14 protein-coding genes and 1 riboswitch are annotated in these 15544 nt (G+C 41.9%); of the genes, 8 read left to right on the forward strand and 6 right to left on the reverse strand.

Features of this window, described 5'->3' with window-relative positions:
* The first annotated feature begins 110 nt into the window (after positions 1 to 110).
* The 5 genes from PGY05_RS03340 to PGY05_RS03360 all read left to right on the forward strand — a co-directional run bounded on the left by PGY05_RS03340 (position 111) and on the right by PGY05_RS03360 (position 5977).
* Positions 111 to 296 carry a hypothetical protein gene (locus PGY05_RS03340; protein WP_270475356.1) on the forward strand — a complete coding sequence of 62 codons (186 nt, stop codon included), beginning with the start codon at positions 111 to 113 and terminating at the stop codon, positions 294 to 296.
* 359 nt (positions 297 to 655) lie between these two features.
* The gene (gene mgtE, locus PGY05_RS03345; protein WP_022219946.1) at positions 656 to 2065 is read left to right on the forward strand and encodes a magnesium transporter; all 1410 of its coding nucleotides are present in this window, start codon (positions 656 to 658) and stop codon (positions 2063 to 2065) included.
* Positions 2066 to 2315: 250 nt separating this feature from the next.
* Positions 2316 to 3389 (forward strand): ABC transporter substrate-binding protein, encoded by a 1074-nt coding sequence (locus tag PGY05_RS03350; protein WP_055248045.1) that lies wholly within the window; start codon positions 2316 to 2318, stop codon positions 3387 to 3389.
* Complete coding sequence (locus tag PGY05_RS03355; RefSeq protein WP_173692147.1) at positions 3379 to 5076, forward strand: ABC transporter permease; 1698 nt, start codon at positions 3379 to 3381, stop codon at positions 5074 to 5076. The genes PGY05_RS03350 and PGY05_RS03355 overlap by 11 nt, the downstream gene beginning before the upstream one ends.
* Positions 5048 to 5977, forward strand: coding sequence for an ABC transporter ATP-binding protein (locus PGY05_RS03360; RefSeq protein ID WP_173690017.1), 930 nt, complete (start codon positions 5048 to 5050; stop codon positions 5975 to 5977). Before PGY05_RS03355 ends, PGY05_RS03360 begins: the two co-directional genes overlap by 29 nt.
* 80 nt (positions 5978 to 6057) lie before the next feature.
* Here PGY05_RS03360 and PGY05_RS03365 read toward each other — a convergent pair whose 3' ends face one another.
* The 5 genes from PGY05_RS03365 to thiS are packed head-to-tail and all read right to left on the reverse strand — an operon-like array spanning position 6058 to position 9489.
* Positions 6058 to 6621, reverse strand: coding sequence for a thiamine phosphate synthase (locus tag PGY05_RS03365; RefSeq protein WP_270475357.1), 564 nt, complete (start codon positions 6619 to 6621; stop codon positions 6058 to 6060).
* Positions 6614 to 7828, reverse strand: coding sequence for a 2-iminoacetate synthase ThiH (thiH, locus tag PGY05_RS03370; RefSeq protein WP_022219951.1), 1215 nt, complete (start codon positions 7826 to 7828; stop codon positions 6614 to 6616). The genes PGY05_RS03365 and thiH overlap by 8 nt, the downstream gene beginning before the upstream one ends.
* A gap of 12 nt (positions 7829 to 7840) precedes the next feature.
* Entirely contained in the window at positions 7841 to 8617 is a 777-nt protein-coding gene (locus PGY05_RS03375; RefSeq protein ID WP_270475358.1) for a thiazole synthase, read from the reverse strand.
* 26 nt (positions 8618 to 8643) lie between these two features.
* Positions 8644 to 9285 (reverse strand): sulfur carrier protein ThiS adenylyltransferase ThiF, encoded by a 642-nt coding sequence (gene thiF / locus PGY05_RS03380; protein ID WP_008368611.1) that lies wholly within the window; start codon positions 9283 to 9285, stop codon positions 8644 to 8646.
* A 6-nt stretch (positions 9286 to 9291) separates the two neighbouring features.
* Positions 9292 to 9489 carry a sulfur carrier protein ThiS gene (gene thiS, locus PGY05_RS03385; RefSeq protein WP_008368609.1) on the reverse strand — a complete coding sequence of 66 codons (198 nt, stop codon included), beginning with the start codon at positions 9487 to 9489 and terminating at the stop codon, positions 9292 to 9294.
* A gap of 468 nt (positions 9490 to 9957) precedes the next feature.
* Positions 9958 to 10062, reverse strand: a riboswitch (TPP riboswitch).
* Positions 10063 to 10420: 358 nt separating this feature from the next.
* Between thiS and PGY05_RS03390 the strand changes: the two genes are divergently transcribed.
* The 3 genes from PGY05_RS03390 to PGY05_RS03400 all read left to right on the forward strand — a co-directional run bounded on the left by PGY05_RS03390 (position 10421) and on the right by PGY05_RS03400 (position 13835).
* A complete protein-coding gene (locus PGY05_RS03390) occupies positions 10421 to 12115 on the forward strand; it encodes a carbon starvation CstA family protein (RefSeq protein WP_055260348.1) in 1695 nt (564 codons plus the stop codon).
* A 450-nt stretch (positions 12116 to 12565) separates the two neighbouring features.
* The gene (locus PGY05_RS03395) at positions 12566 to 12703 is read left to right on the forward strand and encodes a hypothetical protein (protein WP_022219980.1); all 138 of its coding nucleotides are present in this window, start codon (positions 12566 to 12568) and stop codon (positions 12701 to 12703) included.
* Between the two features lie 196 nt (positions 12704 to 12899).
* Complete coding sequence (locus PGY05_RS03400; protein WP_270475359.1) at positions 12900 to 13835, forward strand: GTP-binding protein; 936 nt, start codon at positions 12900 to 12902, stop codon at positions 13833 to 13835.
* A 142-nt stretch (positions 13836 to 13977) separates the two neighbouring features.
* Here the strand turns inward: PGY05_RS03400 and PGY05_RS03405 are convergent, their stop codons facing one another.
* Entirely contained in the window at positions 13978 to 15516 is a 1539-nt protein-coding gene (locus PGY05_RS03405; protein ID WP_270475360.1) for a serine hydrolase domain-containing protein, read from the reverse strand.
* Positions 15517 to 15544: the final 28 nt, after the last annotated feature.

Consider the following 15544-nt stretch of genomic DNA (forward strand, 5'->3'; position numbering starts at 1 on the left):
AACGATACTCTTTTCTTAATCTCTGGTGTTATGTTTGGGATGATAAGCAGTAAGGTACGGACGGATTATATTTGCCTGGCGATGGTTATATTTATTATAGCAGTATTATCGTGAAGACAGATGTAATAATAGGACTTATGAACAGACAGAGCTATGAGGGAAGGATTCCGTATGTATCTGTCGGCTACAGCAGATTTAATCCGGATAAGAATGATTGTGAAAGCTGTGTAAAAAAAGCGGATTTACAGATGTATGAGTGGAAGCAGAGGAGTAAAGAGGAGCGAAAAAACAGTTGATTTTTATTTCATGTTAAAAATAAGAAAAAAGTTGATAAAAAATTAATTTTATAAACAGAAAGGTTTGAATTTTGTAGACTAAGGTATTATAATAGCGTAGGAAGTTGAAAACTTCTTAATCAAATTCAAACAAAAGGCAGGTGAACAGAATGGACAGTTGTGATAGTCATGGGCGAAGTATATACGCAGGATGGGAAAATGGCAGCAGTTCATTCTGTTTGTTCGTATAGCATTTCTTATCCTGTTTTCCCGTATTGACATTCATAATTGAATATTGGATGAAAGACAGAAATGTGGAGAATTTTAGACTTTGATTCTGCATGTTTTTGTGCTGGAAAAGGATAAGGAGGGCGAAAGTTATGGAAAATACACAGGATTATCAGGACTACCAGGACTACAGAGCTGAGATCCTGGGCATTGTAAGAAGCAATGCCTCTCCGGGAATTATGAGAAACAAACTGGAAGACTACCATGAGAATGACCTTGCAGATGTATTCCCGGATCTCTCCGTTGCAGAGCGGCGGAAATTGTGCCGGATTCTGAATCTGGACATGCTTGCGGATATCTTCGAGTATATCGATGAAAAGCAGGCTGCTGAATATCTGGATGAGATGGATGTGCGGAAAGCAGCAGCAATTCTTTCCAGAATGGAAACAGATGCGGTTGTAGATGTACTGCGGATGATTCCAAAAGAAAAGAGAGCTCTTTTGCTAGAGCTGATGGATGATGAAGCCAGAAAAGATATGGCAGTTATTGCTGCATTCGATGATGAAGAGATCGGTTCAAGAATGACCACGAATTACATTGAGATCAGAGAAAATCTTACTGTAAAGCAGGCGATGACCGAACTTGTCAGTCAGGCAGCAAAAAATGACAATATTTCTACAATTTTTATGGTGACAGCGGATCACACCTTCTACGGTGCGATGGATCTGAAGGATCTGATCACGGCAAGACAGGATACACGTCTTGAGGATCTGATCGTGACATCATATCCATATGTATACGGTCACGAGCTGATCGATGACTGTATCGAAAAATTGAAAGATTATTCGGAAAATTCTATTCCGATCCTGGATAACGATAATAAACTTCTCGGTGTTATCACATCTCAGAGCATTGTAGATCTGGTCGATGATGAGATGGGTGAAGATTATGCGATGTTCGCTGGTCTGACTGCAGAAGAAGATTTGAAAGAGCCACTCAAAGAGAGCATGAAAAAACGTCTCCCTTGGCTGCTTGTTCTGCTGGCACTGGGAACAGTTGTATCTTCTGTTGTAGGTGTATTTGAGCAGGTAGTAAGCCAGCTGACGATCATTATGTGTTTCCAGTCACTGATCCTGGACATGGCAGGTAACGTCGGTACCCAGTCACTGGCGGTAACGATCCGTGTTCTGATGGATGAATCACTGACAGGAAAGCAGAAAGTAGAACTGGTATTCAAAGAGATGCGGATCGCATTTTCAAATGGTGCGATTCTTGGAATTTTATCATTCCTCGTATTAGGACTTTATATTGCACTTTTCAAAGGAAAGACCTGGACATTCGCGTATGCGGTATCCGGCTGTATCGGTCTGTCTCTGATGGTGGCAATGGTAATTTCTGGTGCGGTGGGTACACTGATTCCTCTGTTCTTCAAGAAGATCAATATCGACCCGGCGGTAGCATCCGGACCACTTATTACGACCATCAACGACCTTGTTGCAGTTGTAGCTTACTATGGACTGTGTGGTATTCTGCTGATCGGAGTGCTTCATCTGGCGGGATAATTATAAAAGAGAGTAAAACGAAGTGCGTGTAGGATATAAATGCTTTTACTGAATAAAACGGTAAAGACAGTACAGTATCCCACATGCATTTCTTTTATAGAAAATAAAAATAAAAAAATAGATAGAAACTATAGGAATGATTATCTATAGAGAAAAACAATTTGAAAATTAAAATATCTGGTGCTAGAATGTAAAAAGCATGTCGGAATAATATCAGAGATATGTTAAAGGGAGGAACATTATGAAAAAAATGAAAAAATTTGCAGCTCTTCTCCTTGCAGTATCAATGGCAGCAGGTATGGTAGCCTGTGGAAGCTCAGATAAAAAGGAAGAGACTACAAAAAAAGAAGAAACCAAGAAAGACGACAAAGAGACAAAGAAACTGGAAGGAACTCTGAAGGTTGTTACAACAGGGGATGCTTATCAGCCTTTATTTGATAAGTTTACAGAAGAAGTAGGACCGAAGGTAGAATTCATTTCCATGTCTTCAGGAGAAGTTTTATCAAAGCTTAAAGCAGAAGGCGGAACACCTGCAGCTGACCTGTGGTTCGGGGGCGGAATCGATGCATTTATGGATGCAAAAGATAATGACCTTCTTGAAAAAGTAGATTTTGATGCAGCTGATGAACTTGCACCGGAATTCAAAGACAGTGATAATTACTGGTTCTCAAAAGGTGTTACTGTTGTAGGATTTATTGTTAACAATGATATTTTAAAAGAAAAAGGACTTGAAGCTCCTAAATCATGGGATGACCTTACAAAAGAAGAATATCAGGGAGAAGTCCTGATGTCTAACCCGGCTATTTCAGGAACAAACTACGCAGTAGTAAACGCTCTTCTTCAGACAAAGGGAGACGAAGAAGGTTGGAAGTATTTTGAAGCTCTTAACAAGAACGTAGATTACTATTCAAAACGTGGTTCAGATCCAAGTACGAAGACAGCAGCTGGTGAAGTTGGTATTGGTATCACATATATCAATGGTACACTGGATGAACTGAAAGAACAGGCAGATGTTGATGTAATCTATCCTTCAGACGGAATGCCATACGTTCCGGAAGGCGTTGCAGCATTTGCAAATGCAGACAATACAGAAGCTGCAAAAGCATTTATCAAATGGTTCTTCTCTGATGATGAGAACATGAAGATGATGGCTGAAATTGACAAGAACAATACCTGTCTTTTGGTAAAACCAAGTCTGAAAGGACTTGAACTGAACTTTGACAAGGATCAGCTTATGAAAGAAGATCTTTCTCTGTTCGGATCAAAGAGAACAGAGATCCTTGACAAATGGAGCACTCTGATGGGAGATAAAGGTGAAGAATAGAAAACCTAGAGAAAAACGGGCATCATTTTATGATGCCCATTTTTATAATATATTGGATTATTTTATATTAGCAGTGCTGGTAGCAGGTGTGTTGATCTTTATTCTGTATCCGCTTCTTTGCATGATCAGACAGAGTTTTGTGGGAGAAGAGGGATTTTCGACAGAAGTTTACAAGAGCATCTTCAGTGCCAATCTGCAGCTTGTAAAAAACAGTGTTTTTGTAGGTGTTTTATCCGCATTCTTTTCAACAATTCTGGGGCTGCTTGTATCAATCTGTGTATGGACAGCAGGGAAGAAACTGGACAAATTTCTGGAAGCGATTTTGCTGATCAGCATGGTTTCGCCGCCGTTTATTGCTTCGCTCGCTTATATCCAGCTTTTCGGAAGAAACGGTCTGATCACAAAAGGAGTGTTCGGACTTTCGCTGAACCCGTATGGATGGCTTGGTGTTGTTGTAATGCAGACGTTATTCTTTTCTTCATTAAATGCACTGATGATTATCGGAATGCTGAGGAAAATGGATATGTCGCTCGTAAGGGCATCTTTTGACCTTGGAGCATCCTCCGGGTATACATTGTGGAGAATTGTTGTACCACTGTTAAAACCGGTACTACTCAGCTGCTTTTTGCTTTCGTTTATCCGGTCGATTGCTGATTTTGGAACGCCTGTTGTGATAGGTGGACGTTTTGAAACAGTTTCGACGGAAATTTATATGCAGGTAATCGGATATTCCAGACTGGATAAGAGTGCGGCACTTAATGTACTGCTTCTGATCCCGACGATTCTTGTTTTTATCCTGTACCGCTATCTAATGCAGAAAAATGAAAAAGTCATCAGCGGAAACAGTAATAAGACGGTAGAAGCGGGAGATACATTCCGGGTTCGTGGGCTGTCAGCAGTGATTGTATGGCTGGGCGCAGGTATCTTTTTTGTAATGATGGCGCTTGAATACGGATCCATTTTTCTAAACAGTTTCAGTAGAAATTTACGTGGGAAAATCACATTTACAACGATGTATCTGGACGCACTTCTGGAACGGAATATGGATACATTTATCCGAAGTGTGGAATATGCGCTTATTGTAGCAATAGTTGGCAGTCTGATTGGTATTTTACTTTCGTATTATATTGAAAGACGAAAGATAAAATTTGGCGGAGTACTGGACTTTATTATTACACTTCCGTATATGCTTCCAGGAAGTTGTTTTGGAATCGGATATATTCTGGCATTTAATCATGAACCGTTAAAACTTACCGGAACAGCGGTCATTGTTATCTTGAATATGATCTATAAACAGATGTCAATTACAACGAAGGCTTCGGCATCCTCCCTTTTACAGATCAGTACAGAGCTTGATGCAGCAGCGCGGGATCTTGGAGCGAATAAATTTCTGGTAATGAAAGATGTCATTCTTCCGAATGTAAAGCAGGCATTTGCAACGGGATTTATCAATAATTTTACAAGTGCGATGGTTACGGCAGGAGCAGTTATTTTCCTGGTGACACCGGGACAGAAGATTGCAGTATTTACATTATTTGATTGCATTAACACAGGTCGGTATGGAGAAGCATCTATGATTGCGACATTTATTATTGTGATCACAATTTCAGTGAATGTGCTGTTTTCGATAATTGTTGCATGGAAAGGGAAAAAGAAACGTGTATTTAGAACTGAAAAACATAAGTAAAAGTTTTGGTGAAAAAGAAGTAGTAAAAGATTTATCACTCTCCCTTCCAAAGGGAGAACTGTTGTGTCTTCTGGGAGCATCCGGCTGTGGAAAAACGACAACACTCAAAATGATAAGTGGATTTTTAAAAACAGATAAAGGGCAGATCCTGGTTGATGGCCAGGATATCACCACACTGGCTCCGGAGAAACGTCCGGTATCGACTGTTTTTCAGTCTTATGCATTATTTCCACATATGAGTGTTCTGGAAAATGTGATCTATGGTCTGAAGTTTCGTGGCATCCGAAAAAAAGAAGCCAGAGAAATGGGTATGGAATATCTGAAAATCGTAGATATGGAAGAATATGCCGGGGCATCGATCGGGGAAATTTCCGGAGGACAGCAGCAGAGAGTAGCACTGGTCAGATCTCTGATCACAAAACCGAAGGTGCTTCTTCTGGATGAACCGCTTAGTAATCTGGATGCGAAACTCCGGGTAAAAATGAGAGAAGAAATCCGTGAAATCCAGAAGAAATATGAAATTACAATGGTTTTTGTAACGCATGATCAGGAAGAGGCAATGGTACTTGGAGATCAGATCGCTATTATGGATCAGGGAAAGTTGGTTCAGATTGGAAAGCCGGAAGAAGTGTATCTGCATCCACAGAATGATTTTGCAAGAGATTTCCTTGGAATATCCAACCGTTTTACTGATATCCATGGAAATACAATATGCTGCAGACCGGAGGAACTGGAATTTGCAGCAGAAGGTTCTGTGAAAGGAATTGTAAGACAGGAAGAATTTCTTGGGTTTTACAGACAGTATTATGTTGAAACAATGAATCATGAACATATTATTGTACGGACAGACAGAAATATAAAAGTAGAAGAAGGCAAAGGAGTGCAACTTCGGGTGAAATAAAAAAGACACTGTGCAAGGTGACAATATCAGTTTGATATGCTACCCTGCATAGTGCCTTTTTTATTTTGAGGAATGACCGGTCAAATGTGCATCATCCCTGACATCACACAACCTCCTGCAGCACCGGCATTTTTCAGTTCGTGCAGTTGTGCTTCATCAATTTTGATTCCGCCAATGCCATAAACCGGAATCTGCACAGCTTGGCATACATTCTGCAGAAATGGAAGTCCCCGTGGCGGGAGCCCTTTCTTGCAGTCGGTAACATAAATATGTCCTGCTGTGAGATAGGAAGTTCCCAGCTTTTCCGCTTCGACTGCTTCAGAAACAGAATGGATGGAAGTTCCAACTGTATGAAAATCGGAAACCACTTTCGGATTTTCAAGCAAAAGTGGAAGTGGTAAATGTAGCTTGTCGCAGCCGAGTTCTCTCGCAACGGCTGGATAAAAATGCGGAATAAACGGAACTTTAAACTGTTCACAGATTTCCTTCACCTGCCGGGCAAGAGAAAAATATTCCTCTTCCGGCAGATCTTTTTCACGCAGGATCAGAGCTTTCGGATGCAGCTTGCAGACACGGGTAATCTGTTCTGTAAAAGGACGGGAACAGAGATGGCGGTTTGTTACGGCAATAAGATCTCTATACATAGATATAATCACTCATAACCGGTTGCATATTGTTGGAAAGAAGTGCCTGATAAACCTCATCTACGGAACGTCCGTCAGAAATCTCGAACTGGTCATCTCCCTTATCCTCAATATCATCCACATGGCTTCCGATTCCGGTGCTGACTCCGGCAGAGATTTTTGTTGCAGAAATCTGTACCAGATTGTCTCTTACACGCGCACATTCTCTTGTGGATACCGTAATGCTTGCAAATGGCATAAACAGACGATAAGCGCAGACTACCTGAAGGAGCTGTGGCTCATGGACGTCCATCGGATTGATCCGGTCGTTGTTGATGATCGGACGAAGTCTCGGACAGGAGAAGGCGATTTCGGCATGTGGGTATTTTCTCTGCAGGAGATAAGCATGGTATCCGGTTGCAAAGGCATCCTTGCGGAAATCATCAAGTCCGAGAAGTGCTCCGAATCCGACACCGCGCATGCCGCCCATCAGTGCACGTTCCTGGGCATTGACACGGTATGGGAAGATCCGTTTGTGTCCGGCAAGATGCAGGGTTTCATATTTGTCAGAATTGTAAGTCTCCTGGAATACGGTTACATAATCGGCACCGCACTCGTGGAGGAATGCGTATTCGTCCGAGTTGACCGGATAAATCTCAAGTCCGATGACTTTAAAATATTTACGGGCGATCTTGCAGGCATTTCCGATATATTCCACCGTGGATTTGCTACGGCTTTCACCGGTCAGGATCAGGATCTCCTGAAGACCTGTTTTGGCGATGGCTGCCATTTCTTTTTCAATTTCTTCCTCATTTAACTGTGCACGGTTGATCTTGTTGTGGCAGTTGAAACCACAGTAAATACAATAGTTTTCGCAGTAGTTTGCAATGTAGATCGGAGTAAACATGTAGACGCTGTTTCCGAAATGTTTTCGTGTCTCTGCCTGTGCAGCCTGTGCGATCTCCTCAAGAAGAGGAAGTGCGGCAGGTGAGAGAAGTGCAGCGAAATCCTCCGGTGTACGGATGTCATGCGCAATGGCGCGTCTTACGTCAGCTTCGGTATATTTTTCATAATCATAAGCGTTCATGGCACTTATGACCTGATCCATTACGTCAGATCCGATATCTTCCATTCCCGGAAGGTAAGTCATATGATCAATGCGGTTTTTCTTCTGGTCTTCCAGAATTTCTTCACTTAAAATACTTTCGTTGATATGTGAATTTTCCATTTTGACTGCCTCCTAATTCTCTAAGAATCCTGTCAGAGGTGAGGATGCGCTTGCGCCTCTTTCGATGGTGCGTCCCGGTCCGGAAAGATAAGCACTGCGTCCGGCTTCAATGGCTTTTTTGAAAGCTTCTGCCATGGCAGGAACATTTCCTGCAGTTGCGATAGCAGTATTTGCCATGACAGCGGAAGCACCCATTTCCATGGCTTCACAAGCCTGGGAAGGGCGACCGATTCCGGCATCAACGATGATCGGCAGATCGATCTCATCAATCAGGATCTGGATGAAATCCTTTGTGCTGAGCCCTTTGTTGGAACCGATTGGAGAGCCGAGCGGCATAATGCAGGCAGCTCCGGCATCAGCAAGTGCTCTTGCAGCATTCAGATCCGGGTACATATACGGCATGACAACAAAGCCTTCTTTTGCAAGGATTTCTGTTGCTTTGATGGTTTCGTAGTTGTCCGGAAGCAGGTATTTGGAATCATGAACGACTTCGATCTTTACAAAGTCGCCGCATCCGACTTCACGGGAAAGTCTGGCGATACGGACTGCCTCCTCAGCATTACGTGCACCGGATGTATTTGGAAGCAGGGTTACATTGTCCGGAATATAGTCCAGGATATTTGCAAGACCGCCTTCATTTGCGCGACGCAGGGCAAGTGTGATGATCTGAGCTTCTGCTTTTTCGATACAGGCTTTTACAAGATCCAGAGAAAATTTACCGGATCCGAGAATAAAACGGGAAGTGAATTCATGACCTCCCAGGATAAATTTATCTTCATTTGTACTCATAATAAAGTTCCTTCTTTCTTATATTTTTAAATTTCTTCTTCACCGAGGATCAGCCGCGTGATCATGTTGGCTTCATGTGCGGCACAGATGGCAACACGCGGCGCCATCAGTCCATGACCGTAAGTTGGTGCTGTCACGCCATCACCACACAGATAAAAGTTTTTCATGATCCGTTTTGTGATAATGGTATTGCTGCTTCCATAGCCGGCCATTCCGGTTGCGGATACGAGCTTTTTCTCTGGAAAATGTTCCAGAATTCCATTGACCAGCATTGCTTTGGCTTCCGGATTATCAAAAGCTTCGCAGACAATTGTGGCATCTGCAAATAATTCCTGCAGATTATCGTCCGTAACTTTTACACAGTCCGTGCGGATATCCAGATACGGATTGATCTTCAGAAGCAGGGATTTCAGGGCATCGGTCTTGTACATTCCGATATGCTCCATGAAATATTGCTGGCGGTTCAGATTGGTAATGTCAACTACGTCAAAATCAATCAGGTGAAGATGACCGACACCAATCCGTGCAAGCGCATAAGCAACATTAGAGCCAAGACCGCCAAGCCCTGCGATCGCTACATTTCCTGCCGAGAGAAGCTTCTGCGTCTCCGGTGAATGTCGCTCGTCAAGGGCGGTGTAGATTTCTTCTTTTGTAAGTGTATGATACATGATTTCTTAGCCTCCTCCTACAAAACTTACAACCTCCAGACGGTCCCCGTCTTTGAGCATGGTGTCAGAATAGCTGTATTTTGGTAAAATATCACCATTCATTTCAACGGCGATCCGTTTGATCTGATAATTGTTTTGTTCCAGATAATCCGCAACACTGAGCGGTCCGGTCAGAGTAACTTCTTTACCATTAACTGTAATCATGGAAAAACCTCCTTTCAAAACGGAAAAGTTCTTAAAAATGAAAAAAGAGTACACAAAGAATTACACCCGTGGTGGTGTACCCCTTCATGAACTCTCGCCCAATCTCAACTTTACCTTATTCATTTTCGTGTAAACCCTGGTTGAATGTGGAATTTCATGATGTTGGGGTCAAAAGGTATTTTGCCCCCTTTGATACCAGATTGCTACGTGCTTTGCCCTCTCGCAATCCTCAAAAACATTCGTAATCCGCTCATTTTTCTTTGAAAAATGGCTACTTACTCATGTTTTTGGCGGGTCAAGAGGTCAAAAATCCTCTTGCAAGCAAGCTTGCATCAGCTTTCTGACCTTTTGACCCTGGTATCATTTCATATTATTATAAGAAATCCTGTTTCTCAAATATCATCAGAGTATGCTGATGGTATTTGACGCCGTATATCAAAAAAAGAGAGATACCAATGTATCTCCCGTTATCATCAAAATATACGTTCCTACGTTGGCATTATCCAAATCAGGTATATGGGTCGAAGTTCTGAACTTCCTCTCAGCCTGTCAAACAAGCTCCCCGTTTCATTTACAAAATTCAGTATAGTTCGGTTGGGAAAAAATGTCAATATCAATATAAAAATATATCCGGTCATATTCTGGAGTCTCATATTCTGGAGTCAGATGCAGGTGTCACGGACAAATTGTATATTACAGGAATGCTTTCGAGAAGCGGTCATATGTTTTTGTAACGCGGAGTATGGAAAAATGCACAAAAAACAGAGCATACTCTAAAAAAATAGTGTAAACGTGCCGAAAATGCCGAAAATCCATTGACAAACGCCCTTTAAAGGGGTAAAACACCACTATGGCAATTTGATAAAAGCTTATCAAATTAAAATACTATATAAAACAATTTTTACTGGAAGAGAGAAAGAGAGGGATAAGTATGAATACATTAGTTATTGTACTGATTGCAGCCGTTTTACTTTGCTGTGCATATGTATTCTACGGACGCTGGCTTGCTAACAAATGGGGAATCGATCCAAAGGCAGAGACACCAGCAAAGAAATTCGCAGATGGAAAGGATTACGTTCCGACAGACGGCTGGACAGTATTCAGTCATCAGTTTTCGTCAATCGCAGGTGCAGGTCCTGTTACCGGCGCCATTCAGGCAGCTGTATTTGGATGGCTTCCTGTTTTACTGTGGGTACTGATCGGAGGCATTTTCTTTGGTGCGGTAACAGATTTCGGAGCTTTATATGCGAGTGTAAAAAATGACGGAAAGTCTATGGGACTTCTGATCGAGAAATACATTGGTAAATTCGGTAGAAAATTATTCTTGTTGTTCTGTTGGCTGTTCACACTTCTTGTTATCGCAGCATTTGCAGATATGGTTGCAGGTACATTCAATGCGTATACAGAAGTCGACGGAGCTTTAAAACTTGCAGATGCAGCAAAGACAAACGGAGCTGCAGGAACTATTTCCCTTTTATTCATTGCATTTGCAATGGTATTTGGTCTGGTGCAGAAAAAATTCCAGTTCCGCGGATGGAAAGAAACAGTTCTTGGTCTTGTACTTACAGTAGCAGCGCTTGCTCTTGGTATGCTTGCACCGATCACAGCAGGTAAAGATACTTGGACTTATATCACATTTGTATATATCTTCTTTGCAGCAGTACTTCCGATGTGGCTTTTAAAACAGCCTCGTGATGCAATGACGACTTATATGTTCATCGGAATGATCGCCGGAGCAGCACTTGGACTTTTAGTTGCACATCCGACAATGAACCTTCCTGTATTTACAGGATTCCACAACGACACATTAGGAGATATGTTCCCAATCCTGTTCGTTACGGTAGCTTGTGGTGCCGTTTCCGGATTCCACAGCCTGGTTTCATCCGGTACTTCCTCAAAGACAGTATCTAATGAAAAAGATATGCTGAAGGTTGGATATGGAGCCATGGTTCTGGAAAGTCTTCTTGCAGTCCTCGCACTTTGTGTAGCTGGTGCAGCTGCAGCAGCAGACGGAACACCGGCAGCAGGAACACCATTCCAGGTATTCTCAAGCGGTGTTGCAGGATTCTTTGAAATGTTCGGAGTTCCGGTTTATGTAGCACAGTGCTTCATGACCATGTGCGTATCTGCACTTGCACTCACCAGTCTGGATGCAGTAGCACGTATCGGACGTATGAGTTTCCAGGAACTCTTCAGTGTAGATGATATGGAACATGCAGAAGGATGGAGAAAATTCCTTTGCAATACCTACTTCTCAACAATCCTTACACTTGTATGTGCCTATGTTCTGACACGAATTGGATATGCAAATATCTGGCCATTGTTCGGATCAGCCAACCAGCTGCTTTCCGCTCTGGTACTTGTAACACTTTGCGTATTCCTGAAAGTGACAGGAAGAAGCAACAAAATGCTTTTCCCACCGCTTATTATCATGCTTTGCGTAACAGGAACCGCACTGGTAGAAAGAACAATCGGTCTTGTAAAAGCTTACCAGGCCGGCTCAGCAGTATTCCTTGTAGAAGGACTTCAGCTGATCATCGCAGTTCTGCTGATGGCACTCGGACTTGTTATTGTGATCAATTCTCTGAAGGCTTACTTTGGAGCTAAGAAAGAGTCTGAAGCTTAGGATTTATAAAATATGACGAAAAGGGATGGCTTGTCAAAATGATGGGCTGTCTCTTTTTTTGATTGACTTTTTTAAAAATTTGCCCTGAAATACTTAGGAAACAATCGGGATCAGCGGTGCACAGGGGAATATTTTAAATTATATTTTAGTAGAATCTCAGAACAGATCTGTCTATCAGAAGGATATTGAACAGGAATTCGGACTTCGTCCTTCTACGGCAACCAAAGCACTGAAATCGCTGAAGAAAAATGAACTGATGGGAAGTATGAAGGTGTCAAACGTCATTGCGAAGATGGCAATACCAAGCGTGATCAGCAGTCCGGTCAAGTCCGGAGATGCACTTCCTGCGAATATAACGTGCAAAGTGGAAAGAATCATTGCGGACACGCATATAATAGTCAGGTACAGGAAATAATTCATCTGAATAAATGTAAGAAAGAGAGGCTGTTTATGGAAGAGCGAGATGATCTGGAACAGATGGCATTTATACAGAAGTGGAATGACGGAAAGGCAGAACGGGAGAAAAAGCGAGAGCAGATGTGGAACGGGATTCTGGAGAAGGCTGGGATAAAGAAAGAAGAAAAGTAAAAAGGAAAATGATTTTTTAGAAAAAATGAAAAGAACTCAAATAGGAACTCAAAATTTAAGTTTCTGTTTGAGTTCTTTATTTGAGTTCCTTTAAGAAACTAAAAAAATATGCTATTATCTTAAAAGTAGAGAGAAGGAAGTAAAATTACAGCAGAAAATTTTTGAAGAACTAAAAAATCAAAGGGGAAGATTAGCGATGGTAAAAATAGATTTAATCACCGGTTTCTTAGGCTCCGGCAAGACAACGTTTATAAAAAAATATGCAAAATATCTTCTGGATAAAGGAATGAACATTGGCATCCTTGAGAATGATTTTGGTGCGGTAAATGTAGATATGCTTCTTTTGCGGGACCTGATGGGAGATAACTGTGAGCTTGAAATGATTTCCGGTGGGTGCGACAAAGAGACGCACAGGAGGCGCTTCCGGACGAAATTGATCGCAATGGGAATGTGCGGATATGACAGAGTAATTGTTGAACCGTCCGGGATTTATGATGTAGACGAATTTTTTGACGTTCTTCACGATGAACCACTGGATAAGTGGTATGAGATTGGCAATGTGATTACGATCGTTGACGCAAAACTGGAGCCGGAATTGTCAGAAGAAGCAGACTATCTGCTTGCGTCCGAGGCTGCAAATGCAGGAAGCATCATCCTCAGCAGGGCAGAAGAAGCAACAAAAGAACAGATTGAAAATACAATTGAACATTTGAACAGAGCGCTTGAACAGGTTCAGTGCAAGCGAAGGCTGGATCAGGAAATCATGAGAAAAGATGGAGCAGAGCTTTCGGAAGAGGATTTTGATAAGATCTTAAAGAACGGTTATGTTGCAGAAAATTATCGAAAGATGGAGCTGGATGAGAAAAAAGGTTTTGATTCGTTGTATTTTATGGAATTGAAAATTTCTGCAGATGAATTGAAGACGCAGGTTGCGAAGATGATGCAGGATCCGGAATGTGGCGGTATTTTCCGGGTGAAAGGATTCGTGAAAGATGATGCAGGAAGCTGGATGCAGCTGAATGCAACCGGTCATGAGATCAGTATGAAGCCGATCGGAGACGGGCAGGAGGTTGTGATCGTGATTGGGGAGCAGTTGAAGGAAGATTGTATACGGAAGTATCTGGAGAATTAGAAAATGTAAAAGAGCGCATCAAAAGCGATGTGATCCGGTCAGTATGCTGAAAACAGTTTTGTTTGTGTAATACAGCTGTTATTGTATCCATAAGCAACAGGACGCATGAAAAAACGAAAGTTTTTTCATGCGTCCTGTTAATTTATTGTTTTTGGTAAATGATATGTTTTATACGACCGCCATCCATAATGATGGTATCATTTTCAGCTTTTACATACATTACAAGATTTGCATCCATTCGGAAGATAATACTTCCTGATGCTGATTGGTAAAGTGTTGTTTTCCCATGACGACGCATATGGATTTCGCAGGTATTTTCAACTTTCACTAATTTCATGAAGGAATCGGTTTCATCGTTGTAATAGGTTCCCTCCTGGAAAAGTGCCGGATCTGCAGGTTTGGCAGGGGTCAATGTAAGTACACGACCAGGAAGCCGATAAAGGATTCCGTTATCTGTGAAGTAGATTTTTTCATCCAATGAACCAATGCGATAACCGCCATCCTCTTCTTTTACCAGTTCTGTGCGGCACCATTCTCTTTGCATATAGAAAGTACCGTTTTGCTCTGTGATATCAACAAACATTGGATCATCCGGAAGTGCTGTCAGGAATACACCGCTGTGAGCTGGTGCATTTTCATGTTCCGGCACGGCTGGTTCGGTACAATCCGGTAATCCGAGTACGATGCAGGCGGCTTTATCGGCAAGCTTAGACATTGCGTAAGTTGTGGTGTTACTGATCAGTACAAGCTCCAGTTCTTTTTCCGGAATGCAAATAATTTCACCACGGTATGCAGCATCGGCACCGCCATGACCGAATACATCCAGACCATGAAGCTTATGGGTGATCAGTCCGCCGCAGTATTCAGCCGTTTTGCCATTGCTGAGAAGGACAGGTTTCTTCATAAGCTCGATAATTTCAGGATCGATCACATTTGGATGAATGTACTCATCTAATACTTTGCAGAGATCGGAAGCACAGGTATTTACAGAGGTTGGTCCGTAAAGTGCATAGTTCAGTGGATTGTAGTAGAATGTATCATCACCTTCGTCCTGGTAAGAGTAAGTAAGATTCGGAACAATCTGTGTAAAGCTTTCGCGGACAAAAGAATGTGTCATTCCGAGTGGAGTGAAAATACGTTCTTTTACAAATTGTGGGAAGCTCATTTGCGACAGCTTTTCAACGATAAGTGCCAATAAATGGAAACCGGTGTTACTGTATAAATACTGTGACTGCGGTTCAAAGTTCAGCGATTTCTGAAGAGATATCGTTGTATTGATATCATCCATGTCAATCTGATCGTTGATCTTGATACCGCGTAAAAATAAGAGTTCCCATTGGTCGCGAAGTCCGCTGACATTATTCATCATCTGGCGGATCGTAATCGGTGTTTCAATGTTGATATATTCATCTAAATATTTTTTGATGTTGTCATCTAAATCAAGTTTTCCTTCTTTCCAGAGAAGAAGAATAGACATAACAGTAAATTCTTTGGAAATCGATGCGACATGGAAAATACTTTCTTTATGGATTTTTAATTTATTTTCAAGATTTCCATATCCAAAACATTTTTCGTAAAGAGTTTTACCGTGCTGGCGAATCAATACCTGAGCGCCAGGGCAAAGACCGCGATCCCACATACGGAAAAGCTGATCTAATTGTTCTGTCATATTTGAATTCATTACAAAAATACTCCTTCTGATAAACTAT

The sequence above is a fragment of the Coprococcus sp. AF51-11b1 genome, assembly GCF_027682785.1.
In the GTDB taxonomy this organism is placed as follows: domain Bacteria; phylum Bacillota; class Clostridia; order Lachnospirales; family Lachnospiraceae; genus Allocoprococcus; species Allocoprococcus comes.

What these genes read in the sequence shown, in the direction of transcription:
- mgtE (WP_022219946.1), top strand. Translation starts at nt 656, where the DNA reads ATGGAAAATACACAGGATTATCAGGACTACCAGGACTACAGAGCTGAG.
- PGY05_RS03350 (WP_055248045.1), top strand. Translation starts at nt 2,316, where the DNA reads ATGAAAAAATTTGCAGCTCTTCTCCTTGCAGTATCAATGGCAGCAGGT.
- PGY05_RS03365 (WP_270475357.1), bottom strand. Translation starts at nt 6,621, where the DNA reads ATGTATAGAGATCTTATTGCCGTAACAAACCGCCATCTCTGTTCCCGT.
- thiH (WP_022219951.1), bottom strand. Translation starts at nt 7,828, where the DNA reads ATGGAAAATTCACATATCAACGAAAGTATTTTAAGTGAAGAAATTCTG.
- PGY05_RS03375 (WP_270475358.1), bottom strand. Translation starts at nt 8,617, where the DNA reads ATGAGTACAAATGAAGATAAATTTATCCTGGGAGGTCATGAATTCACT.
- thiF (WP_008368611.1), bottom strand. Translation starts at nt 9,285, where the DNA reads ATGTATCATACACTTACAAAAGAAGAAATCTACACCGCCCTTGACGAG.
- thiS (WP_008368609.1), bottom strand. Translation starts at nt 9,489, where the DNA reads ATGATTACAGTTAATGGTAAAGAAGTTACTCTGACCGGACCGCTCAGT.
- PGY05_RS03390 (WP_055260348.1), top strand. Translation starts at nt 10,421, where the DNA reads ATGAATACATTAGTTATTGTACTGATTGCAGCCGTTTTACTTTGCTGT.
- PGY05_RS03395 (WP_022219980.1), top strand. Translation starts at nt 12,566, where the DNA reads ATGGAAGAGCGAGATGATCTGGAACAGATGGCATTTATACAGAAGTGG.
- PGY05_RS03400 (WP_270475359.1), top strand. Translation starts at nt 12,900, where the DNA reads ATGGTAAAAATAGATTTAATCACCGGTTTCTTAGGCTCCGGCAAGACA.
- PGY05_RS03405 (WP_270475360.1), bottom strand. Translation starts at nt 15,516, where the DNA reads ATGAATTCAAATATGACAGAACAATTAGATCAGCTTTTCCGTATGTGG.